This window comes from Salinicoccus sp. Marseille-QA3875 (genome assembly GCF_054950095.1).
Genome location: NZ_CM143103.1, coordinates 578860 through 603392, shown reverse-complemented (window position 1 = coordinate 603392; position 24533 = coordinate 578860). Strand labels below are relative to the sequence as shown.

General features: G+C 41.7%; 22 protein-coding genes and 1 riboswitch. Of the genes, 15 read left to right on the top strand and 7 right to left on the bottom strand.

The window, feature by feature from the left end:
- Positions 1-23: 23 nt before the first annotated feature.
- A complete protein-coding gene (locus tag ACY8DT_RS03195; protein WP_462421499.1) occupies positions 24-1277 on the bottom strand; it encodes a serine hydrolase in 1254 nt (417 codons plus the stop codon).
- Positions 1278-1694: 417 nt separating this feature from the next.
- Here ACY8DT_RS03195 and ACY8DT_RS03190 point away from each other — a divergent pair, with 417 nt between their 5' ends.
- The 3 genes from ACY8DT_RS03190 to ACY8DT_RS03180 all read left to right on the top strand — a co-directional run bounded on the left by ACY8DT_RS03190 (position 1695) and on the right by ACY8DT_RS03180 (position 5168).
- Positions 1695-3329, top strand: a complete 1635-nt coding sequence (locus ACY8DT_RS03190; protein ID WP_462421498.1) for a hypothetical protein — start codon at positions 1695-1697, stop codon at positions 3327-3329.
- Between the two features lie 43 nt (positions 3330-3372).
- On the top strand, positions 3373-4479 hold the full coding sequence (locus tag ACY8DT_RS03185; RefSeq protein WP_052254686.1) for a UDP-N-acetylmuramoyl-tripeptide--D-alanyl-D-alanine ligase: 1107 nt from the start codon (positions 3373-3375) through the stop codon (positions 4477-4479).
- An 86-nt stretch (positions 4480-4565) separates the two neighbouring features.
- Positions 4566-5168: a YheC/YheD family protein gene (locus tag ACY8DT_RS03180; protein ID WP_462421497.1), complete on the top strand. Its 603-nt coding sequence runs from the start codon at positions 4566-4568 to the stop codon at positions 5166-5168.
- Positions 5169-5346: 178 nt separating this feature from the next.
- Here ACY8DT_RS03180 and ACY8DT_RS03175 read toward each other — a convergent pair whose 3' ends face one another.
- On the bottom strand, positions 5347-6660 hold the full coding sequence (locus ACY8DT_RS03175) for an IS1380 family transposase (protein WP_462420189.1): 1314 nt from the start codon (positions 6658-6660) through the stop codon (positions 5347-5349).
- A 142-nt stretch (positions 6661-6802) separates the two neighbouring features.
- Here ACY8DT_RS03175 and ACY8DT_RS03170 point away from each other — a divergent pair, with 142 nt between their 5' ends.
- Entirely contained in the window at positions 6803-7522 is a 720-nt protein-coding gene (locus ACY8DT_RS03170; protein ID WP_462422214.1) for a YheC/YheD family protein, read from the top strand.
- A gap of 46 nt (positions 7523-7568) precedes the next feature.
- Here ACY8DT_RS03170 and ACY8DT_RS03165 read toward each other — a convergent pair whose 3' ends face one another.
- The 3 genes from ACY8DT_RS03165 to ACY8DT_RS03155 form a co-directional block, all read right to left on the bottom strand.
- A complete protein-coding gene (locus ACY8DT_RS03165) occupies positions 7569-8570 on the bottom strand; it encodes a YheC/YheD family protein (RefSeq protein ID WP_462421496.1) in 1002 nt (333 codons plus the stop codon).
- Positions 8571-8830: 260 nt separating this feature from the next.
- Entirely contained in the window at positions 8831-9283 is a 453-nt protein-coding gene (locus ACY8DT_RS03160) for an antibiotic biosynthesis monooxygenase family protein (protein WP_462421495.1), read from the bottom strand.
- Positions 9284-9325: 42 nt separating this feature from the next.
- On the bottom strand, positions 9326-9793 hold the full coding sequence (locus tag ACY8DT_RS03155) for an SRPBCC family protein (RefSeq protein ID WP_462421494.1): 468 nt from the start codon (positions 9791-9793) through the stop codon (positions 9326-9328).
- Positions 9794-10102: 309 nt separating this feature from the next.
- Between ACY8DT_RS03155 and ACY8DT_RS03150 the strand changes: the two genes are divergently transcribed.
- The 4 genes from ACY8DT_RS03150 to ACY8DT_RS03135 all read left to right on the top strand — a co-directional run bounded on the left by ACY8DT_RS03150 (position 10103) and on the right by ACY8DT_RS03135 (position 16403).
- Positions 10103-11983, top strand: coding sequence for a heavy metal translocating P-type ATPase (locus tag ACY8DT_RS03150; RefSeq protein WP_462421493.1), 1881 nt, complete (start codon positions 10103-10105; stop codon positions 11981-11983).
- A 108-nt stretch (positions 11984-12091) separates the two neighbouring features.
- Entirely contained in the window at positions 12092-12325 is a 234-nt protein-coding gene (locus ACY8DT_RS03145) for a heavy-metal-associated domain-containing protein (RefSeq protein ID WP_462421492.1), read from the top strand.
- Positions 12326-12713: 388 nt separating this feature from the next.
- Complete coding sequence (locus ACY8DT_RS03140) at positions 12714-14594, top strand: heavy metal translocating P-type ATPase (RefSeq protein WP_462421491.1); 1881 nt, start codon at positions 12714-12716, stop codon at positions 14592-14594.
- 288 nt (positions 14595-14882) lie between these two features.
- Positions 14883-16403 (top strand): ATP-binding protein, encoded by a 1521-nt coding sequence (locus ACY8DT_RS03135; RefSeq protein WP_462421490.1) that lies wholly within the window; start codon positions 14883-14885, stop codon positions 16401-16403.
- Between the two features lie 53 nt (positions 16404-16456).
- On the opposite strand, the gene ACY8DT_RS03130 is transcribed toward ACY8DT_RS03135, so the two are convergent.
- Positions 16457-17782, bottom strand: a complete 1326-nt coding sequence (locus ACY8DT_RS03130) for a nucleobase:cation symporter-2 family protein (protein WP_462421489.1) — start codon at positions 17780-17782, stop codon at positions 16457-16459.
- A complete protein-coding gene (locus ACY8DT_RS03125; protein ID WP_462421488.1) occupies positions 17782-18366 on the bottom strand; it encodes a xanthine phosphoribosyltransferase in 585 nt (194 codons plus the stop codon). The genes ACY8DT_RS03130 and ACY8DT_RS03125 overlap by 1 nt, the downstream gene beginning before the upstream one ends.
- A 77-nt stretch (positions 18367-18443) precedes the next feature.
- Positions 18444-18545, bottom strand: a riboswitch (purine riboswitch).
- A gap of 200 nt (positions 18546-18745) precedes the next feature.
- Between ACY8DT_RS03125 and ACY8DT_RS03120 the strand changes: the two genes are divergently transcribed.
- The 7 genes from ACY8DT_RS03120 to ACY8DT_RS03090 all read left to right on the top strand — a co-directional run bounded on the left by ACY8DT_RS03120 (position 18746) and on the right by ACY8DT_RS03090 (position 24532).
- The gene (locus tag ACY8DT_RS03120) at positions 18746-19129 is read left to right on the top strand and encodes a DUF805 domain-containing protein (RefSeq protein WP_462421487.1); all 384 of its coding nucleotides are present in this window, start codon (positions 18746-18748) and stop codon (positions 19127-19129) included.
- Positions 19130-19298: 169 nt separating this feature from the next.
- Positions 19299-20102: a polysaccharide deacetylase family protein gene (locus tag ACY8DT_RS03115; protein WP_462421486.1), complete on the top strand. Its 804-nt coding sequence runs from the start codon at positions 19299-19301 to the stop codon at positions 20100-20102.
- A 78-nt stretch (positions 20103-20180) separates the two neighbouring features.
- Entirely contained in the window at positions 20181-20963 is a 783-nt protein-coding gene (locus ACY8DT_RS03110) for an SDR family NAD(P)-dependent oxidoreductase (RefSeq protein WP_462421485.1), read from the top strand.
- A gap of 19 nt (positions 20964-20982) precedes the next feature.
- A complete protein-coding gene (locus ACY8DT_RS03105; RefSeq protein WP_462421484.1) occupies positions 20983-21429 on the top strand; it encodes a MaoC/PaaZ C-terminal domain-containing protein in 447 nt (148 codons plus the stop codon).
- On the top strand, positions 21393-22925 hold the full coding sequence (locus tag ACY8DT_RS03100) for a class I adenylate-forming enzyme family protein (protein WP_462421483.1): 1533 nt from the start codon (positions 21393-21395) through the stop codon (positions 22923-22925). Before ACY8DT_RS03105 ends, ACY8DT_RS03100 begins: the two co-directional genes overlap by 37 nt.
- On the top strand, positions 22892-23752 hold the full coding sequence (locus ACY8DT_RS03095; RefSeq protein ID WP_462421482.1) for a nitrilase-related carbon-nitrogen hydrolase: 861 nt from the start codon (positions 22892-22894) through the stop codon (positions 23750-23752). The genes ACY8DT_RS03100 and ACY8DT_RS03095 overlap by 34 nt, the downstream gene beginning before the upstream one ends.
- Positions 23753-24532, top strand: a complete 780-nt coding sequence (locus ACY8DT_RS03090) for a citrate/2-methylcitrate synthase (RefSeq protein WP_462421481.1) — start codon at positions 23753-23755, stop codon at positions 24530-24532.
- Position 24533 lies beyond the last annotated feature (1 nt).

The following is a 24533-nucleotide window of genomic DNA, read 5'->3' as shown; positions in this document are numbered from 1 at the left end:
TCTGCAGCAGGGGATATTTTCATCTAATCAACAATTTTTCTATCCCGAAGAATCAATTGCTCTCCGGCCAAACGTGAAAATGCAGAAGCAATGCTGTTATTGCTTTCTACCAGCATCATATTGAGTGCATCTCTTAAAAGTATGATGTCTCCAGCTTTGAATTTCGTGCCGGAACCGCCTTTTATATCACTTTGCCTAATTGTAAGTTTCCGATCCAGGTCAGAGATATTATCTAAAAATACCATGGCAGTCAGGATTTTGGTGAGTGATGCAGGATAGCCTACTGATTCGGAATCTTTCTCGAAGAGTACATGGAGGTTTTCAAAGTTATACGGAATCGATGTTTGTGGCATTTTAATTACGAGTCCATTGCCTGCAGATAGATTATGATAGACATGTCTGTCCATTTCAGATTTACTTGGTTCTTCACCTTCACCGTATACTTTCGTCAAATCAATAATCGTTACATTGTCGATTCTGCCGTCCAGATCTGCTTTATTGATACCTCCGAAATATACTCTCGAAAGAGATGCACCCTCCTCCGCAGTAAATACACCGGAAATCTTTTCCCAGCCGTCAGATACTCTCTGCAGACCGACAGTTTCATACTTTTTGATAGCGGTAAATTGAAAGCCGAGTGTCCCTGATTTGTACCTTGTACATTTCACCATGCAGGAAACGTAATATTTATGTCCGGGAATGAAGTTGAGCCGGCCTGTGTGTATCTGTGTTGAAGTGCCTCTTGAAGTTGCTACATAACTAGCAGGATAAGTATAGTAGTCTTTGAAATCCAATTTAAAAGAACCACTGTTATTTTTCCAATATTTATTTCCAAAATCAAAATTCCCATTTTTGAACATCAATTTATGGGGCACTACTTCAGTTTTACTATGCATGACTGTATTACCTATATCAAATAACTGCCTCATTCCTTCATAGCGTGTTCTTCCTTTAAAAACAACGCCGAGAAATGAAGTATTTTCATTTTTAGTTTCAGCAATGACTGCCAAATTTGTAGTTACTCTGGGGATTCGTCCCGTTTTAGATGCTAAAACTGTGTAATTATCATCCACGCTTGAATTTTCAATTGTGGTGATTGCTTTGATTCTTCTGGCATTTACTCCTTCAATATTACATTCGAAATTTCTCCTGCCCATAATTCTCATCATATCTTTGTAACCTTTGCTTTCAAGCATCATCAATGCAATGTCCCTGAGTGTAGAGACATGCTCATTATGATAAAAGCCCTGAACATTCACAAAATTACTATTCATCATGCCAATTTTCCGGGCTTTGACATTCATTTCTTCAATGAATTTAGAAGTTGCCTGTTTAGCGGTGATTTCATGGTCATTACTGATATTAAAAACCTCCTTTGAAATTTTAAAGCATATCCCGAAATTATAATTTCAATATCAAATAACATATTAAAATTTGATTTTATTCCTTATTAAAATGTATAATCTTTTCATACGTTACAAAAAATCAGAGATGAATTATTTCATATGCTAAATTAAATTTTATTGTACTACATGCACAGTTAATATCAAAATATGTTTTGCAGCATGGATTTGACTATTAAAAAATATATTTGAAAATTACAAATATATTAATAAAGAAATATTTATATATGATAAGAAAATTAAAACTGAAATTGAAAACAAACAATGAATCTAATAAGGAGTGCAATCTGTATGAATAACAATCCATATTGGCTTTCAGAACTTGAAGGCGCTGTACCAGAGGCGGCATATGGTATATCAATTAATGTGTATACCATTGCTTTTGAGGCATGGAGAAGAGGATTGAGTGTAAGTTTTGAGAATGTATATTCAAAATCAAGAGGAAGACACTTTATCAGATATATCATTGGTAATAGGCAAAAAAACGTAAAGTTCACACATAACAGGTCTGAGCTGGTCTCCCAGAAGGCTGTAAGAACTGTAGCAAATAAAATAGCTACCAGAAAAATACTGGCTGGCAAAGATATTCCTGCAGTCAGAAGCGGAATCGTCAACACTGCAGACTTGGATGCAATTAAAAATATAACAAGTGATTTTAATTACCCTGTAAAAATAACTGAACTTGCTTCTTCTTCTAAAAATAAAAGAACAGTTACAAAAGGCAGTCCGGAAGAGGTATCGAAATTTATTGCAAAGCAAAAGAAGAATGCTAAATACAAAGGGTTTTTATTGGAAGAATCTGCTGAAAAAACACATTATTATGCATATATAGTAGATGATAAAGTTATCGGTGTTTATAAAAAGGAAACACCGTATATCACGGGTGACGGATCTAGATCCATTAATGAGCTGCTGAAAGAAAGCAATATTGTCAGAAGCAGAGTGCCAAGCATCATCAATCTTGAAATTTCTGCTGATGAAAAATTGGAAAATGTTTTGAAGAAGCAAAATTACAAAATAGATTCAGTTCCTGGATCAGGAGAGAAGGTCGCTATAAAATCTGAAACAGAGAGTAAAGATCCTGTGGATGTATCAGATATATTTTCAGAAGAAATGAAAGATAACTTGGTCAATGTTATTGGTGCATTTCCCGGTCTGATACAGGGAGAAGTAGAGTTCCATTACGATCAGGACACAGAAGATTATTCGGTTTTATCGATAAACGGCAGACCAGGAATAAGGAATTATCTATATCCTATGCAGGGTAAGGCAAGACCGGTTCCTAAAGCTATTATAGATTATTATTTTCCTGAAACAAAAGGTAAATATTTAAATGACAAGACACCGAAATTCTATTTTGATTATGAATCTGTGAATGATGGATTACGTAACAATCGTCTGAGCAGGATTTTGATACCCAAACATCGTTATGAACCAAACTTAGTATCAAAATCAATAAAGTTTCAATCTAAATATGAATTGAAAAAACTAAAAAAAATGATAAAGGATAATTTTATCAGACTGAAATTTGATGGAGAATTCAATGTATTAGATGATAGTCTGTTCGAATTGACGATTGTTGGCAATTATCAGGATGTCGCTTACTTCTATGATTATCTGCAGACAAAGAAATATTTAAATGATATTTCAACAGCTGATTATGATTCCGGAGTGTGTATCGGATACAGTTTTAATGATTTACGTTCAAGTGAACCAGAAACATCAGATAAAATGCTGAAAAAAACAGATATTGCTAAAGCTGACAAAGAAAAGAGTTCACGTCAAATCAGACAGTATAAAAAGAAAATCTGTCAAAGAAATGACAGGATAACTGCCCTTGAGCAGGAAATTGAAAACCTTAAAAACAGTAAATCATGGAAAGTTACCGAACCTGTCAGAAAAATAAGAAGCAAATTTGGCAGATAAATATATTTAATGATAACAACAGATTTTTAGAGGAGTTCATATTATGCACACTACTTTATATTTGGATGTACCAACAATCGGAATTACTGGAAGCTTTGGCAAAACAACAACGAAAGAAATCACTGCGGCACTTCTTTCTGTTAAGTATGATATTTTTAAATCCAAAAGAAATTACAATACTGTACGTTCGACAAGAAGACATGTTAAGAAAATAACAGACGAACATGAAGCTGTAGTGATGGAAATGACGATGGGTAATAAAGAAACCGGAAAGAACCAATGTACACTGATCCAGCCTAATATCGGTGTAATCACATCAGTCGGCCACGCTCATTTCGAGAATTTCACTTCGATTCACGAGACCGTTTCATCCAAGTCCGAGATGATGAAATACATGGATCCGAAAGGGACTCTGTACTTGAATGATGATGATGAATACTCTCAGCTAATAGATACGAAGTACTTTACAGGCAACATTATCAAATGCGGTATAACTGAAAGTGCAGATTACAGAGCAACGGATCTCAAATTTAATAATGGCGGCATGGAATTTCATGTAGAGCTTAACAGTGTTAATGAATATATGTTTTTACCCATTTTGGGTGAACATAATGTGGTGAACGCATTATTTGGAATCGCGATAGCAGATAAGCTGGGTTTAACACCAGAAGAAATCAGGAAAGGTTTAAGTACTGTTAAAGTCCAAAGAGGCAGGCTGACACTGGATCAACTTGAAGGAAACCGCAGCTTGTTGGATGACTCGGGCAATGCGAATCCGGCTGCAATGGTTGCAGGTTTGAAAGTATTGAATAATTATCTTGACAGCCCTAAAAAGATTGCTTTACTGGGTGATATGGCAGAGTTGGGCTCGTATACTCAGGAAGGCCATGAAAAAGTAGGAGGGGCTTTAAACAATCTTAATCTGGATAAAGTTTATTTGTATGGTGAAAGCAGCAGATATATTTTACAGAAGGCGAAAGATACAGGATTTGACGAAAAAAAACTGTTTCATTATACTGATATGGATGAATTGATTGATGACATAATCGCAAATTTTGAAGAGGATACAGCTTTAATGCTGAAGGCATCTAAATCGACCAACTTCATAAAAATCGTGAAGCGTATACTGGCAGAGTACGAAAGAGTTTAATGATTTTATCCCGAATTTTATTTTTGAGTGAAATATAAATAATACAAGAAGGAGATCAGTAAATCTTTCAGGAGATTATCTATCATTTGGAATTAGAACAATCAATGAAGGAAAGGTTGTATGATATGATGATCGGATTTATGAGAACAGCGAAGAAGCCGTCAGCTTTTGCAGAGTTGACTGCCATGCTGTGCCGTTCGCAAGGTTTAAATCTATTATTTATGCGGCCGGATGATGTTGATATAAATAGCAATACTGTCAAAGGACAACTGTTTCATGGATCCGGCTGGTCTGAAGTCACGACTGAAATTCCTCTGGTTATAGATAGTACCCCCGCAAGCTTCAAACCAAAGTATCAACTTGTTATCAATCATTTAAGAAACCATTCAAACTTCACATATGATGCTAAAAATACATTGGATAAGCATACACTTCTTGAAAGGTTAAAGCAGGATGACAAGTTCAGCCATTTGGTCATACCATCCATCCGGAGTGAGGAATTTGATAATATTATCAAATTCCTTGATCGTCACGAAGCTGTTGTCTTAAAGCCGATATACAGTGACAAGGGCCGGGGAGTATACAAATTATTCAGAGATGATGATTCTTACGTTTTAAGTTATCTGATGAAAGATCGCTACTTTAATAAAAAAGAACTTGAACCTGAATTATTCATACTTCCCAGTTGAACCGTCAATTGCTTCAAAATTATATGATTCCTAATATTTTTCTATTTGCTTGGCAAAATCAAAGTGATTTTCTTGTTTTGAACAACATTTCAGAACGAATTTCTAAAACGGATCTGTTTTTGGACAGACTACACCCTTGGTCTAACATCAGTGTTTAAAAAATGGATGCCTGCCGCATTCACTCCAGTTTCAGTCTCTGAATCCGCCGGAGTACCTGGTCGAAAAAATCCTTGTATACAAAACTGCTGGACAATTTAAATTGAAGAGACCGGGCGGATTTCACGAGTTTACTGGCCACCTTGATGATGCGTATCCGGATGGTCTCAATCTGCATGGTCTGTTGGCCGTCTGGAAAGCAGAGGGTGCGCAGCCAGTTCGTCAGATTGTAGGCCAACAGACTGAGCATCATTTTCGCTGCATTGATCCGGAAGGTATGGCTGTCCATCTTGTCCATCCGGAAGCCATTCTTGGCTTCTTTGATGTAGTTCTCCATCGTACCGCGCTTGTTGTAAACCTTGACGATATTCTCTGGCGAAAAGGCATCACCAAGATTTGTGATGAAAAATGAATGCGTGAAAAACAGTTCATTCGCCGGGCGGACCGACTGAACAATCACTGTTCTCGGTTTGGACCAAGATTTCGCTTGATACTCCGTGGCTTCGAAATGATATTCCGTCTCTGTAATGTCAGACGCTGTGGCCGGAGACATTTCATCCGCGATTCGCTGAAGAATGGCATTGGATTTCAGGCGGATGATGTAAGCGACCGACTCCGTTTCACATAACTCATACAACGCCGGCACGGCGAAACCGCTATCCCCGCGGAGGAATGGTGTCGTTGCCGGAAACTTTTCATTGTAGTGAGCAATGAGCGGCTGTACAAAATCGACGACCCCATTGGAGGTATACACATTGCCCGACCGCAGTTTGACTTTGAGAAAATCCCCCGTCATCCCATCAAACGCAATGATAGGATGAAAACCGACCGTGTTGTAATGCGTGTTGTAGGCCGCATCCTCCTGGGCGCCATATGTATCCGCATGGGTGGAATCCAAGTCGATGATGAGCGCTTCCGACTGGCGGTGCGCATGGACTTTATCCAACAGTGTCTGATTGGCACGGTCCAGCTGCTCAATGCTTGTGTCATCAAAACGGGACCAGAACCGTGATAGACTGGGCTGAGACGCCAATGCATCGGACCCGAGGATTTGTGTAAACACTGGATCTGTCGTCAGATGGTCGGCACTATCATCTTCTGCATAGCCGGCGATTATTTGATACAGCTTCTGACGCAACAGATTTGCATTGGAATGGATGTGGTACAGCCGGTCGTCTTTCAAGTGCAGATGTTGGTTAATCGTCTTTGAGAATCCGATTGTTTCATCGAATTCCCGGAAGAGGAAACTGCCCGTATCCGATGACAGTGCACCGCCGTCGTTTGAAAGTTTGATCTTGCGATTGAAATCCAGTGAGATTTGCGGTAAAGTAGCCATTATAAGAACCCTTTCTGATGGTTATTTGGTAGTGCTTTAACCTTATCAGAATTGGGTTCTTTTTTCACTTTTCAAGTAAATGGCCATTCCCTTGAAAAGCCAGTGAAACCGGCATTAATTGCCTGTTAATGATTTTCTATGAATAATTCAGGTTGAAGGGTATTTCAATGAGTTTATAAGAGGGAAAAACTATGTTTGCCAGAAATATGTTTCTTCCAGGACGAAACAGGGTGATCCTTTTGATTGCAGAATACATGTACAAAAAGCTGAAAAAGGTGAATGGGCCGTTCTCAAAAATTATATAAGAATAGGCATTGGCCAAAAAGTCATATCAAACGTCAATCAGGGCGGTGGCATCAGTGATCTGGTTCCTTTCCTTAAAGCGAACTTTGAAAATCAGTGGAAAGAGATTAGTAAGGATATAACAGAGCTGACAGAAACACTGCCTACTAAAATTGAGAGCCTGATAGACTCACCAACTATGGCTTTTGGATTTGATATAGCAATCACCAGGAACGGAGAGTTATATTTATTTGAAGCAAACCGGGCCCCTGCCGTTAAAACGGTCTTGGCAAGAACAAGCCGGTTAAGGATTCAATATTATGAATATATTTTAAATAACATTGCAGATAATAACGGAATAAAAGCAGTCGAAAAAGCACATGCTGAAACATTGGAAAAGTATCTTGGTTATGAACCGGAAAAAGTTAAGAGATTGGAAAATCGGATTGCTGTACTCGAAAAAGAGAGAGAGTATTATAAAAAAGAATATAATAAGATGAAAAACAGCAGTTCATGGAAACTGACGGTGCCAGTTAGAAAAATCGGCAGTTTAAAAAAGAAATTAGGGAAAGATAAATGATAGAAAGAAGTGCATCCAGACTTAAAATCCGGATGTACTTTTTCAATTATGAAAGTTTTTTTGAGATATAATTATAATATTCAGTTTTAGCTGATGCAATCTGACCTTCGCCGAATTCTGTTCCGGGACCATTTTCCACTTCGAACAGATAGAGGTTGGCCTCCTGATCAATCCCGATATCGAGACCGAGGGCACTGAAATTCACATCGAATAATTCCTCGATTTTATATGGAAGAGTTTTTGCAATGCGTCTGATTGCTTCTTTCAATCTATCTTTCTCTTCCGGGAAATTACCTTCAAGAAAAGCGGTGAGTGTTGTCACACTTCCTCCTTGAGCAACATTGGAGACCACTTTTTGATTTGAACCTATCCTGACAAGATAAATTGCCACAGACCATTTTCCTCTTCCATTTTTCTCGAGGCGTACTCTGCAGTCGAATGGATCACCTGACTTCGTTCTCGAAGTTATATATTTTTGCAGTATGTGTCCGTCTCCATGCCAGGTATCTTCATATAATTGTTTTAACTTTTCTTTATTCATTTTTTCTTCAGACTGCTGGTAGCTTATTAAAAATTTGTTTCTTCTAAGCTGTTTAACCATATAAATATTATGTCCTCGAAGACCGGCTTTCGGTTTTATAACAATAGTTTTATGTGTATTTATAAAATTCAAAAACTCTTCGAAATTTGAATATTCCCCGGTTGGAATCAGTAAATGGGCAAATTCTCCATCTTCCTTGATTTTATTATAAATTTCATCTTTTGTTCCGATGCTGTCTGTAGATAAAGTAGAGTTCTTTCTAAGGAATTCAGTCACTTTCTCATTTTTAAAACAATAAGGTGTTGTATCTATAAATGGAGGGATCGGAACTTCTTTCGTCATCCATTTATTCTTTATAAGAACTTGTCCTTTAACCGTTTTCTTTTCGATATCGACGTTCCTTGGACTGAAATAAACGAGATCAATATCGTTATAAGCACATGTTTTAGCCAATAACCTTACAAATCTGAAAGGTTTGCGCCCGTTTCTCATAAATCCGACCATCATATTATCACTCCTAATCTCGTATATTTTCTTTACAGGACTCAGTAGTATCATGAGATTTTCTTCCTTTATTGAAAGTTGTGGTTAACTTCAATATAAGATGAAATTCACATGGCATTTTTCTTATCAAAAATATCTGATTTGATTATAAAATAAAAATAGCAAAACATCATCTTGTGTTCTTACAAGTTGAGTGTATTTGTTATTTTATACTAATTGCGGTCTAGATTCCAGTGTGGTTAAAGAAGGCGAGATATCAATGATTAATTATATGATGCAACATCATAAACCTCATGATAAGGTTTCGCTTTTAACACACTTGCGTCACGGTCTAGCCCCTTATCCGTTCCGCGTTTTTTATGTGCATGTGAATAAGCATCGGAGTCCTGCCAGTTTCTGAAGGCTTCTTCTGACGTCCACTGGGTGAGGACGATATACGTATCTCCCTCAAGTGGTCGTGACACTCTGATCCCTTTGAAACCTTCTTCGTTTTCAATCCGCTTCGGCCTGTTCAAGAATCTCTCCTCAAATCTCTCCCGGCCTTCTGGTTTGACTGGAATGCAGTTCAGAACGATGGCGCCGCTACTTGAGATGCTGCCGGTCTGGTCGATGATTTCATAATTATCGTTGCCAATCTTAATGTTTGTACCTTCTTCTGTAACTTCAATTTTATCCGTGCTGTCATTCTTCTTCAGTATAATATTGATGATATTCAACCTCCAAAATTTAAAAATGTCATTACATTGATTTTAATGTAGTTAATTTTCCATCTCGCCGAAAGCCGCCTTCAATGTTTTTTGCCTGAAATCGAATATTTCCGCGAGCCGACCCTCCACCATCAAGTTATGGGTGATTCGTCCAATGAGAGAGAAGGGCAGGATGTAATTCACCGTGTCGATTATCTCGACCCCGCCTTCGATATCACGGAAGTGGTGTTGGTGATGCCAGAATTTGAACGGACCGAACCGCTGCTCATCAACAAAGTATTTTCCTTCTTCCACATGTGTGATCTCTGTAATCCACTTGACGGGGAATTTTGGGAAAGGTTCGATATTGTACTGGATGATCATACCAGCATACATGCCTGGCGGCCCGTCGCCGATCATCTCAAAAGGCATGTCATCCGGCGTGATTTCTTCCAGATTTTTTGGGTTTGAGAAGAATTTCCATGCCTCTTCCGGTGTGACGGGCAACTTCTGATAACGTGTCAAAGTATACATTTTCATATCGTTTTATCCCTTCTTAATATTCATTTTATAATATCATAATTATCGATAAAATAACTTCCCTGCAGTTTATCAATCATCAAGTGGTAAACTGCGTTTGTTTGTGGATACTGCGTTGATGAAAATATTGCCACCAGATGTCAAGAAACGTAACATCATACGATTCCGTTAACTTTTTAAGTTTTTTATCTACTGATAAGGCGTTTTTAACATCTAATTCCTATAATCTTGACTTAGGTCAATTCTTATATGCCGTTAAACCCTTATACTTTAATTAACAAGAAGATATGGAGAGATGGAGGCAGTATCATGCAAAGAATTATATTAGATGCAAAAAACCTGATTACATTGGTCAGTGCAACGTTGATCATACTTGGATTCTATGGTCGATTTGGTATGGGTAACATGTTCGTCTTCGATTTGTCACTCATCATTGCAACTGTCATCGGTATTGCACCGATTGCAATCCAGGCTTATCAGGCAATAAAAGTAAAGGTTATCAGCATTGACGTATTGGTCACCATTGCCGTTATCGGTGCTTTACTGATTCAAAACTATGAAGAATCAGCGATTGTTACATTCTTATTCTTATTTGGTTCTTATTTGGAGCAGCGGACACTGAAGAGGACTCGGTCGGCCATCAAAGAACTCACGGAAATGGCGCCGGAAAGTGCGTTGAAACAAAATGCGGCTGGTGAATTCGAAGAAGTGGACGTTGATGATGTCGATGAAGGTGATGTTTTATTAGTAAAAACCGGTGCGAAAATACCTGTCGATGGCACCGTTTTAACTGGTGAAGGCCATATCAATGAAGCAAGTATCACCGGCGAGTCTGTTCCAGTGAGTAAAATGAACGGATCAGAAGTATTTGCTGGTACAATTTTGGAAAACGGGACGATTCAGATTGAAGCTGACCGTGTCGGGGAAGATACAACATTCGGTCAAATTATCGAATTGGTGGAAGAGGCCCAGGATTCAAAATCGGAAGCTGAACGGTTCATTGACCGATTCTCCAAATACTATACACCGGCAGTGCTGGTACTGGGTTTTATTGTCTGGCTGTTCACGAGTAATGTTGAACTGGCGATTACAGTTCTGGTGCTGGGATGTCCAGGTGCCTTAGTAATCGGTGTTCCTGTATCCAACGTTGCAGGCATTGGAAACGGTGCCCGTAACGGTGTCCTTTTAAAGGGCAGTGAAGTCATCAATGATTTCAGTAACGTGGACACAATCCTTTTTGATAAAACCGGTACGTTGACCATTGGAAATCCTGAAGTTGCAGAAAAGGAATTTTACGGAGAAGACATGGATGAAGTGCTCGGATATCTGGCCAGTGTCGAACGGGAATCAGATCACCCTCTGGCTAAAGCGGTGCTGCAGGATATCGGCCCAACGAACTTCTCTGATGTAGATGAAACTGAAGTCGTCAAAGGCGGCGGTATCATTGCTAAAGTAGAGGGCCGCCGTGTCGCAGTCGGAAATGTCGCTTTGATGGAAAAAGAAAATGTCGAGTTGAATGAGAGGGTCAGAAAAGATCTGGAACGTTTTGAGAAAAACGGAAATTCCCTTGTACTGACTGCAGTGGATGGTGTGCTGCAGGTATTGATGGGAATCCGGGATCAAATTCGACCGGGTGTTAAAGAAGACTTGGAAAATCTGAAAAAGCTTGGTGTTAAAAACCTTGTTGTCCTGTCGGGAGATAACCAGGGCACTGTGGATGCCGTTGCCGGCGAACTTGGATTGACAGAAGCATACGGACATATGCTGCCGGAAGATAAGTCCGCTCATCTTGAAAAATTACAGTCAGAAGGACAGATAGTGGCATTTGTCGGAGATGGCGTGAACGATAGTCCTTCCTTGGCGCTGGCCGATATCGGCATTGCCATGGGCACCGGTACAGATGTAGCGATTGAAACATCGGATGTCGTTCTGGTGAACTCTGACTTCAGCCGCTTGACTCATGCCTTAGGTCTGACGAAATCGACAGCGAGAAATATGAAACAGAACATCATCATTGCAGTCGGTGTGGTGCTGGTCTTACTAGCCGCCCTGCTGTTCAGTGACTGGATGAACATGACAATCGGCATGTTGGTACATGAACTGAGTATCCTTGCGGTCATCTTCAACGCCATGAGATTGATGATTTACCGTCGAAGAGGCAAAAGTAACAATGCAGCAGAAACATTTTAAATAATCCATCAAAAATTGATCTACGTCAATTATTTAAACGGCAAAACGTCGTATACTTGAATTGTAGAGAAGGAAACGACTAAAAATTATAAATAGGAGAGATATATTATGCAAAAAGCAACCATTCAGTTAGAAACCCTATCATGTCCATCATGTCTCCAGAAGATTGATAACGCTGTAAAAGGTGTGGACGGTGTTGAAAAAGACAGCGTCAAAGTCATGTTCAATGCAAGTAAAGTCAAAGTGAATTTTGATGGGGAAGCGACTACGATTGAAAATATCGAAAATGTGATTGAAAAACTGGGCTATCCGGTTACAAAATCAAAAGTAAAAGCTGCCTGATTAATATAATATCCACTTGACCGATCCCGGACCTTCCAACTATTGTCCGGGATCTTTTATTATGAACCAATGAATAAGTGAGAGGTTGATTATCAGATTGATATGAATGATTATGAACCAAGCAGTAATTAAGAGAACTCGTCTTAGTAAATCTGACACTTTCATCAAAGGAGACAACCTCTATCAATACTCATTATCATTTGATGATAAAATTTGACGGCTATATATTTTTAAAATACTATTACATTATAATAATTATAATTAATTAAGATTTTAATAGATTGAGCGGTTACATTACATATCAATTTTTAATCAAGTTTAAAGTGGCAGCAAAAGAAAAATCGAATCATTGGACTGCTTTATGGACTATAAGGGGGATAGCCATCAAATGTTAAATTATCTGATCAAAAATCGTGCGGGTCAATTTCTGCTCATAGGCACTCTCTTCATAATCTCAGGCTTCATTCTGATGTTATTCACTGATATCGGCAGCAGTATTTCTTTCTATATAGCCATTTTCTTCTTAGGTTTCTTTGCAGCAAGAAATGCGGTGATAGAAACAGTCAAGTCAAAATCTCCGAATGTTGACCTGCTTATGATTTTAGCCGCGATTGGAGCAGTCATCATCGGCTTTGAATCTGAAGGCGCTGCTTTATTGTTCATCTTTGCAGGCGCTGAAGTATTAGAGGACTATGCGACCAATAAATCAACCAAAGCAATTTCTGAATTGATGTCACAAGTGCCATCCTCTGCAAACGTATTAAAAGACAATGGTGAAGTGATAGAAGTGCCCACTGAAGAACTGGTTGTGGGGGATACGGTTGTCGTATCGAGGGGGGAGCAGATTCCAATCGATGGTTATGCCGATCGTGAAATATTTGTGAATGAATCCGCCTTGACTGGAGAATCTGTACCTGTTACCAAAGGAATAGGAAAAGAAGTCTTTGCCGGGACGATCAATGAGGGAAATGCTTTCTACCTGGAAGTCAACAAAGCAAGTGATGAAACTATTTTTTCAAATATTATACGAATGGTGGAAGAAGCACAAAGCAGGCCATCCAAAGTTTCAAAATTCATTGATCGTATTGAATCCAAATATGTAATCGGTGTATTGGTCGGCGTGCCGATTTTCATCTTCATATTATATGTTGTCAATGGCTTTCCATTTCAAGAAGCCTTTTACAGAGGGATGGTCATGTTAACAGTCGCAAGCCCGTGTGCGCTGGTCGCTTCGGCCACACCGGCAACATTAAGTGCCATAAGCAATGGTGCAAGAAATGGCGTACTTTTTAAAGGCGGCGCAGCCATGGAAGCACTGAGTACGATGGATATTCTTTATAGTGATAAAACAGGGACACTGACACATGGTGACTTTCAGGTTGTTGACTATGCCGCGGACGAAGAGACTATTAAAGAAGTTGTTTATATGGAGCAACAGTCCAGTCATCCGATTGCCGAAGCGATTGTAAACAGGTTTAAAAACCTGGATCTGGGCAGCATCGACCACACAGAGCCGGTCGAGGAAGTTGTCGGATCTGGAATGAGGAAAGGACATATAGAAGTTGGTAAACCTGCAGCATTTGCAAGTTTTGAAGATCCGTTTGGGTACATGAATAAGGCAATAGACGGTAATACCAATATTTTCGTAGGAAAAAACAATCGGATTGAAGGTTACTTCTCCCTTGCCGACCGTATACGGAAAGAAGCCGTTCAAGCTGTAGCCGGTTTTCAAAAAGAAAATATCCAGGTCTCCCTTCTGACCGGGGATAATGAAATGGTGGCAAAAAAAGTTGCGGATGAAGTGGGAATTGCCGATTTTGCTGCCTCCTGTCTGCCGGAAGATAAAATAAGGTATGTCAATGAAAGCCAGGCAAAAGGCAAAGTGGTCGGTATGATCGGCGATGGCATCAACGATGCCCCGGCACTGGCAAATGCTGATATAGGCATTGCGATGGGCAGCGGTTCTTCGGTTGCAATGGAATCTTCCGATGTTGTAATTGTAAAAAATAATCTGCATAAACTTTTCTATAGTTTCAAGTTGAGCCATAAACTGAATCGTATCATTGTCGGCAATGTCATCTTCTCGGTTGGAGTCATCATCACCCTGGTCATATTGAATATTTTCGGTCTGCTGAATTTGCCGATGGCGGTACTTTTCCATGAAGGTTCGACCATTCTGGTCATATTGAATGGTCTGCGTCTGCTGAGGCAGGGGAAAGAAAAGAAATCAGGGCAGCAATCTTTAAATCTGTCAGAGGTGAAAGAATAGGTTCGACAGCTGAAAAATTTGGATATGTACATATTGAAGAACCTCGAAGCTTGGAAATATCAGTGGTCAGAGAAATTATATCTCTAACTTGAATTTTTATTTGAAGGCAATCCTTGTAGTCCCTGTGGAGTATGGTTACAGGGATTTTGCCGTTAAAAAGTAAATGCGTTCCAATTATATTATGAGATTCAATTACCTCATGGAATAAGAGGGTAGTTATAAAGGTACAATTGATATTAATAAGCGGTTTTTATTAAAATTCAGCAGTGTAGAAAGAGGAGACTTGTCATGACGTTAAAAGAACTTGATTTTACAAAAGATATTATGCTGAACCATCCTGCAGAAGCCCAGGGCCCGAGCATAAGCATGTATAGGATGGCGCTTGAGGCATGGCGCCGGGGTATTGAAGTCAGATTTATGACGGTATACGTTAAAAATCATATCAAAATCCGTCATAAGTTGTCCTATGGCGACAAGACATACAGATTCCAACTATCTTTGGGTGATAAAGTCGCAAAAGAAGCGAGACAGATCGGCAAGAGTAAAGAGCTGACGAAGGCGCACTTAAGTGCAGCGGGTGTATCTGTACCTGAAGGCAAAGTGATATCTGTTCAAAAGAATGACTTTACAGAGGCATTGGACTACGCTGATTCAATCGGATACCCTGTAATCGTAAAACCTGCCCATGCGAGTCTGGCGATAGGCGTCCGGACGAATCTTAATGACCGGGCTGCCCTCGCCGGGGGACTGGAATATGTCCACGGGGAATTGGGTTATACAGATATCATCGTTGAACGTCACGCGACGGGTTTTGACACAAGGGCCTACGTCATCGAAGACCGGCTGATTGCTGCATTCAAGAGAGTGGCAGCCCACATAGAGGGGGAGGGCGAACACACTATCGGGCAGCTGATTGATTTGAAAAATCAGAAGCGGAGATTGAATCCGCATTTAAGCGCGAGCCAGATTAAAATTGACGGAAAGTTGAATGATTTTATCGGCAGTCAGGGATACAGTTTGGATTCCGTCCTTGAAAAAGGGACGCAAATCAATCTGACTGACAGTACATTCGCAAAAGATGCATCGGATACGGTGGATATCACTGAAGATGTTTCAGAAGATTATATTCAGACGGCAGTCAATGCAGTAAAGAGCATTCCCGGCATGAACATGGGCGGTGTGGATATTATCAGGGATGAGGAAAAAGACACGAATAAAGTGCTTGAAATCAACTGCAGGCCGGACCTCGGCGGCCATATGTTTCCGATTTACGGTAAATCAAGGGATGTTTCAAAAAAAATACTCGATTACTATTTTCCTGAAACGGCTGCTATCGACAAAGGGGTGAATGACTATTTCACTTTCGATTTTGATAAGATTTTCCGTTTTCTTAAAAAGGGCATAGTAAAAGAAGTCATTTTGCCGCCTTTACCGAAGGGGAATATTGAAAATGTCCATCTGGTGCTTTCAGGCAATGTCAATTACTATAAAAATATCATATCCAATTCAGCCACCGGGCACAGACTGGGCGGACATATCAAAATGCTGAAAAATGGCAAAGCAAAGCTGGTGGTTTCAGGGACGACGAAGCACCTTACAGAATTTCTGGAAAACTTATTGGAAATAGCCCCGAAACTGGATATTAAAGTCGAAGCCCAAAATGAGTGGAATTCATTATTGATGTATAAGTTTGAAGCACCCGAAAGTACAGGCATGGGCGGTGTCAATCGCCTGAGGAAAGAAAGCATGGCGATGAAAGAAGAAATTACAAAGCTGAAAAAAGAACTGGCTGACTTGAAAGGCGAGTAGTATATTTGAACATAAAAAGACATGTGCTGTAACTTACAGTACATGTCTTTTGGCTATTCCGTCACATGTTCTTTCGTGAGTGACGCTTCGTCATTATTTTTCGATTTTATATAGCCCATATCACCGATATGGTAAATAAAGTTCAATATGATTGCAGTCAGACTGCCCATGACGATGCCGCTTTCTGTCACGACCTGGATGCTTTCCGGTACAATCGCAAACATTTCAGGGACGACTGTCACGCCCAGCCCCATGCCTATCGAGACTGCCATGATCATCAAATTTCTCTGGTCTGAGAAATCGACACGGCTGAGCATTTTAATGCCGTAGGCGATGACCATGCCGAACATCGCAAGCATCGCACCGCCGAGTACCGAAGTGGGGATGGCAATGGTGATGGCCCCGATTTTGGGAACGAGTCCGAGCAGTATCAGCATGCCGCCTGCGATATAGATGATCTGGTTGCTCTTTACGCCGGACAGCTGGATCAGACCGACATTCTGTGAATAGGTCGTGTAGGGAAAGGCGTTGAACAGCCCGCCAAAAATGATGGCAATGCCTTCTGCACGGTAGCCTCTCTTCAAGTCGCTGCTGTTCACATCACGTTCAGTAATATCTCCGAGTGCGAAGTATACGCCGGTCGCTTCTATCAGTCCGACGGTCACTACAAGCATCATCGTCAGAATCGGTACAAGATGAAACTCAGGTGTACCGAAGTAGAATAGCTGCGGCAGATGGAGCCATGAAGCGTCCCCGACGGCACTGAAGTCTACAAGACCCATAAACGATGCACCGACCGTTCCGATGACAATGCCGGTTAATATCGCAATCGATTTCATGAATCCTTTGCCAAATCTGAATAAAACCAGGATGACAGCAAGGGTGCCGAAGCCGAGTGCGAGGTTCGTCATCGAACCGAAATCCGCACTGCCCTGACCGCCGGCAATATCATTCATCGCGACAGGCACCAGAGTGATGCCGATGATTGTAATCACGGTACCGGTGACGACCGGCGGGAACAGTTTGACGATCTTACTGAAAAATGTGGCAATCAACAGTACAAAAAGTCCTGAAACTAGTATCGCGCCGTAAATTGCCGGTATGCCGTATGTATTGCCGATCGCAATCATCGGACCGACGGCTGTAAACGTACAGCCGAGTACTACCGGCAAACCGATGCCTGAAAACTTCTTTTTCCATACTTGCAGAATTGTAGCGACGCCGCACATCATGATGTCGATGGCAATCAAATATGTAAGCTGTGCAGCAGTCAGGCCGAGTGCATTGCCGACGATGAGCGGGACCACCACAGCGCCTGCATACATCGCCAACACATGCTGAAACCCGAGTGAAAGTTGTTTTACTTTGGATAATTGCATTAATTTTTGACCTCATCCAAAAACTGTATACTGCCTTCACCCAGAGATTCGATCCGTGCAAGTGATTCCACCTGGTACCCATTGTCACGGAGTTCCTTTGAGCCTTTCTGGAATGATTTTTCAATGACGATGCCGATTCCTGACACATTGGCCTGTGCTTTTTTTACAATATGTATCAGGGCATTCGCAGCTTCACCGTTTGCCAAAAAGTCATCGATGATTAAAATATTGTCATCCGGCTGGATGAATTTTTCTGCGACCGCAATGTTGTTCGTCTCCTGCTTGGTATAGGAGTAAACGTCCGCCGTCAACAACCCGGCGTCCAACGTCAGTGATTTTCTCTTTCTTGCAAAGACGACAGGGATACCGAGCTCAAGACCAGCCATCACGCTCGGTGCAATGCCTGATGACTCCAAAGTCAAAATCTTATCGATTTTTTTATTATTGAAACGTCTTTTGAACTCTCTGCCGATTTCGACCATCAGTTCCGGATCGATCTGATGATTCAAAAACTCGTCCACCTTTAAAACCGTATCCGATAAAGCCGTACCATCTTTCATGATTCTTTCTTTCAACAAGTCCACAAAGACACCTCTTCTATGTATTTAAAAACACCCGGAGCGCTTCATCATGAGATGAGTACACTCCGGGTGCAGACAGACCACGGCAGTTACCCACCCATAGTCGGGAACTTTAAGGCTTCCCGGTAGAAACTTGCAGACCATATCACTGCGATTATATGAGTGTGATTTTATTTTATTGATACTTATATTAACATAAAACACGAACTTATCAAGATGATTATGTGATAACGTACATTAAAATAACGTTTTCAATGAAAAAAGATAATATAACTTTCGTGTTTTCAGGAGAAATATTATAAAATAAAGATCCAGATGAGAAAACAAGAGCTTTTTCTGTATAATTGAAGGTGAAAGAGTCTTCAAAGGGGAGGAAGATAATATGATTCAAGCTTTAAACGATTTTTTTATGAAAACATTCCATTTCAGAGGAAGGGCGACAAGGAAGGATTACTGGCTGCCGACATTCGCTCTGGTGGTGGCAAGCGTATTGATACGCTCATTGAAACTGCCGCGCAGACTGGAGGATGTCATCGGCATCGTTTCCGTCCTGCCGTCGATCAGCCTGACGTCGAGGCGTTACCAGGATGCAGGGGTCTCAGGCTGGTTCCAGCTTCCGCAGCTGCTGTCGTTCCTGCTGCTCCCGCTCGTGTTCATGAATTTTGTGGCAAAATGGATGAAAGCCGTCATCATCACCATCATCGCACTGTTCAATACAGTCGGCTTTATATTGACACTTCTGCCGAGCGACCGGCTTAGGAAATAGAGATTAAAAGACCCCCGGAGTGGTAAGCATTGGCTGCCGACTTAGGGGTGTCTTTTTCAATCCATCAGCAGGCTGGTTATCTGACTTAAAAAAATATTCTAAATTCTTATTTACTTAACGGTAAGTAAATGATATAATATATTTAATCAATCTAACAGAGGGGGTCAACATGAGCACTAGAGTAATGTTAACATTTGATGTGGATTTTCAATTTTTGTGGATCGGCACTTTCCGTAAAACCACCTTGAGGGAATTGTCCAGAGGGGAATTCGGGGCGAGGGTAGGCATCCATAGAATACTTGAAATGCTTGAAGAGGAGAATGTCAAAGCCACATTTTTCATACCGGGCAAAGTCGCGGAAGTCTATCCTGAACTGGTACTGAAAATCAAAGACGGCGGCCACGAGATCGGGCTTCATGGATATATACATGAAAGATGGACCGACCTGGATTTCAACGAAGAGAAGCAGGTGATTGAGAAGGGGAAAAATACTCTTGAATCATTAATTGAAAGCGATATCACGGGATTCCGCTCTCCTGCACTCGATTTAAATTTACATTCACCGGAATTACTGCTGGATGCTGGCATCAAATACGACTCTAGCCTGTCTGCACAGGATTATGAACCCTACTACCTCAGGACAGGGGACGAAGTAGATTTGGAGGGCAATATCCGATTTGGGGAAGAGAGTGCATTGATGGAGTTCCCGATGCCTTGGGAACTGGATGACTTTCCGTACTTTTCTCACGGCAGGCACACCGGTTTGGCTGCACCTTCAGAAGTGAAGGCCCGTTGGTCTGAAGAACTGGACTATGCAAAGAATATACCGGACAGCATCGTCACTTATACGATGCATCCCCAAGTCATCGGAAGAGGACCGAGGATTGAAATGGTGAGGGACTTCATCAGAACTTACAGAGATCAGGTGAAATTCTGCACAATGAAGGACGCATATGAATTCTATAAAGGATGATGTTTTTTTATTTTAAAATTCAGATTTATATGCTATATTCTACTTACCGGTAAGTAGAAAAAACAAAGGAGTGGGGAAATGCTTGAGAATAAAGTGGCGCTGGTGACAGGCGCCGGTTCAGGTATCGGAAAAGAAATTGCAAATACTTTATCCCAAAAAGGATGCTACGTGGTGGTTTCGGATATATCCGAAAACAGGATGAATGAGACCCTGGAAATGGTTCAGGGCAACAGCGGGGGCATGGCAGTCGCTGCGGATGTTTCAAATATCGATGCAGTGCAGCAGCTTCATGAGAAAGTTTTGGATGAAGTGGAGACTGTGGATATCATCGTCAACTGCGCCGGCATTTATGATGGGGATGCAGATATAAGAGATACATCCGACGGGTTGTGGGATAAAATCCTGGACATAAATCTAAAAGGGACTTTCAATGTAAGCAAGATATTTACTGATCACCTGGTCACCAACCAAAACGGGAGGGTCATCAATATATCTTCCGTAGGTGGATTGAGGGGATCAGCGGACGGTATATCATATACAGCAGCAAAGTTCGGTGTAATCGGGCTGACTAAGAGGATGGCGGTAGAATTAGGCAAAGAAAATATAACGGTGAACGCAGTCTGCCCGGGAGTTATAAAAACTTCAATACGTGAAACCTCCTCGGAGATTCTCGGTGAGAACTCTCCGGACATGAATACCGGAAGAGGCTTGTCACAGGAGTTCCTTGATAATAACCTGCCTATGAAGCGGGCGGGAGAACCTAAAGAAGTTGCGAGCTTAGTCGCTTTTCTTGCAAGTGATGAATCATCATATATTACAGGCCAATCGATTGCAGTAGATGGCGGATGGACTGCCACATAAATAATTTAGGGGGATGGACATGGGTTATTATTACGAAGATTTGGAAATTGGACAGGAGTTTGTAACGCCGAGAAGAACAATTACAGAAGCGGATGTAGTGATTTTTGCAGGTTTTTCAGGGGACTACAACCCAATCCATACGGACGAAGAATTTGCTAAAACTACACCGTTCGGTACAAGGATACTTCACGGGCCGGCCGGATTTGCGATTGCAACAGGTCTGGAAAGCAGGCTGGGCATCAAAGACGGTACTGCGATAGCATTTTTAGGGATGACATGGGATCTGAAGGCTCCGATTAAAATCGGAGATACGATCCATATTGTGGAGACAATCAATTCAAAGCGCGAGACGTCAAAGAAAGACAGAGGAATCGTATTCTTCGACGTAAAAATCGTCAATCAGGATGATGTGGTCTGTCAGGAAGGTGAATGGAAAGTAATGATGATGAGGAGAGAAGAAGAATGAACCTGGCCCGATATTTCATCGACCGGGCCGCTCATCATCCGGGGTCTCCAGCCATCACTTTCAATGACCAAAGGCTGTCCTATAATGACCTGACAGACAGGATATGCTTTTGGGGCAATCATTTGAAAGGATTTATAAACCCGGGCGATCGGCTGGTCTGCATCAGCAGGAACAATCCCGCCCTTTTTGCCGTATATATAGCTGCAGCGGGACTGGGCGGAGTCTTCGTTCCGCTCCATCCCGACAGCTCCAGGGAAGAAATCAGTATTATGATTGAGAAATGCAAGCCTGCTCTGGTCATTTATTCATCGGATCAAAAAGAAAAGATAAATGTGGATGGCGGCATTGAGCTGATGGATATAAAAACCCCTTTACAGTCGAATCCTGACAGGGACTTCATCAGGGAAGATATTGATAAGGACGCCCCTGTTCTGGTCTCATTCACTTCGGGAAGCACGGGTGAACCCAAAGGCGTGGTGTCGACACATGAAGCGGAGATTGCTTCCGTCGGCGTCTATAATACTGCATGGCACGTAAAAAAAGGGGACCGTGTCCTCATCACCTTACCGATGTCATTCGTGTTTTCACTGGCCGCCGGATGCGGTGTTTCATTATTCAGCGGTGCAGAGATTGTGCTCGAGGAGAGATTCCATCCGGTGCGGGTGCTCGAAATCATCCAGAATCAAAGGATAACAATTTTTATGGGGGTCCCGGCAATGTTCAATATGCTGCTGAATGTCAAACGGGAGCAGGGTAAAGATTATGATCTTTCTTCCATCAGAATCCTTCTGACAGCGGGGGCGCCTTCAACAGACAAGATGAAAAGAGATTTTCAAGAACACTTCGGTAAAACATTACATGAATTTTATGCGCTGTCTGAAACCCGGTTGATTTTTTCATATAATTTTAATGACGATCAGGAATATAAAATCAACTCATGCGGGAGAAAAGTTCCAAGTGTGGAGGTGCAGATCCTCGATGAAAATGGTGAAACGGTGACAAAGCCTGAAGAAGTCGGGGAAGTGATAGTAAAAAGCGGGGCTATGTTCAAGGAGTATTTAGGGCTGGAGACGATGACCAGGGAAGTGTTTAAAGATGGGTGGTTCTACACCGGTGATTTAGCTGTTTTCGATGAGGAAGGATATTTTTATATCGTAGGCAGGAAAAAAGATATGATCATCAGCGGGGGCATCAATATATTCCCTGCGGATGTCGAAAAAGGGTTGGCCAGACACCCCGCCATTCAAGAGTCTGCAGTCATCGGCGTCCCTCATGAAACTTTGGGAGAAGAACTCTTTGCGGCGGTGGTGTTGAATAAAGGCAGTAATATTTCAATTGAAAAGCTGAAAGAGGATTTACTGCAGCTCATAGCGAAATATAAGGTACCAAAACACATACAGCTTTTAGAAGAATTGCCCCGCGGAAAAAATGGTAAGGTTTCCAAAAAGGAGATTGAAAAGAATTGGAAAAAATCAGAGTTGCGACAATACAATTAAGAGGCAGTCATATAACGACCATGAAGAAATATGAAGAGTATCTGGAAGACGTCATCAAGGCTGCCGGCCAGCCGGAATTGATCGTCCTCCCTGAATACGCAATGCTTCCGCTTCTTCAAAATTTAAAAGGTTTCAGAAGACCGCAAATGAAAGAACTGTATGACAGTTACTTCACTGACTTGACGGAACCGATGATTCAAATGATGACCGGCCTCTGCCTTAAACATGCCACACACATCCTTGTCGGGAGTCATTGGTACCAGGAAGACGGGAAATCATATAACGGCGCTTTTTTCTTCGATTATGAAGGCGGTTTCAAAAGGTTCCCCAAATTCAATCCCACTCCGCCGGAGAGGGCGATGGCGATGGAAGGCGGGACTGAACCCGGAATCGTGGAGCTGCCGGGAGGGGTCAAAGCAGGCATCAACATTTGTCTGGATGTTGAATTCCCGGAAAATGCGAGAGAAGCTGCCAGGCTCGGTGCTGATATACTCCTCGTCCCTTCACTGACGGTGAACCAAAGGGGGGCTTCAAGGGTGGAAATCTGTGCAAGGTCCAGAGCAGTGGAAAATCAGATGTATGTGGTCGCAAGCACAAACCAGACCATTCTGGACATCCCGGAAGAGAAACCTTTAAGGCCTGTGGGGCATTCAGGAATATTTGGCCCCGTCGACAACAAGACCAGGCTGGAAGACGGCGTAGTGGCGAAGTCCGTAAAAGAGGGTGATGATGTCATTGTTGCAGATCTCGACTTATCGATACTTGATGGCTCGAGATACGAATCGGAGGCACCTTTAAGATCATTATTAGAGAGGATTGAGAATTAAATGGATAGATATAAATGGAAAACACCGGTCAGTACCGTACAGGACGGAGAAATTTTAGTCAGGGGTTACGCAATTGATGAAATTATAGAACGTCTGGGATTCAGTGATGCAATTTATTTAACTTTGAAGGGGGAAATCCCTACTGAACAAAAGTCCAAGGTGTTTGCCGCATGTTTGAATTCAATACTGGATTATTCCATGGGTCCTGCCCCGTTTGCCGGCAGGGTAGTCGCTTCTGCAAATCCGCAGCTGGGACCAGCGATGGCTGCCGGAATTTTGGCGCAGGGGAAATACGCAGTCTCCCCGCAGGATGCAGGAGAATTCATCCAGGAGGCTCTGACAGAGCTCAAAAGCAATGACGGTGATTTCATCGCCACCGCTGAAAATATTGTGGGAACTCTGCGTGTGCAGAAGAAAAGGGTTCCGGGGCTCGGGCATCCGAGCGGATTGGGGATGGACCCACGCGCAGCGGCTTTGGAGAAGGTGCTTGAAGAGAACAATTTGAACAATGATGCATATCAGCTTTTTAAAACGATCCAAAATCACTGGAACGAAGTGACGGGTAAAAATCTTGTCATGAACGTGGATGGAATGCTGGCGGTGGCACTTTATGAAATAGGACTGAAACCTGTGGAAATGGGCGGGGTTGCGGCAATGTCAATGCTGCCGGGTATCATCGCAAACACCGTATATGAGTTGGAGAACGGTGTTCCAATCCGGCAGATCCATGATATGGAATATGTCGGTGAAGCCAAAAGGGAAATGAAAGTGAGGGAATAAA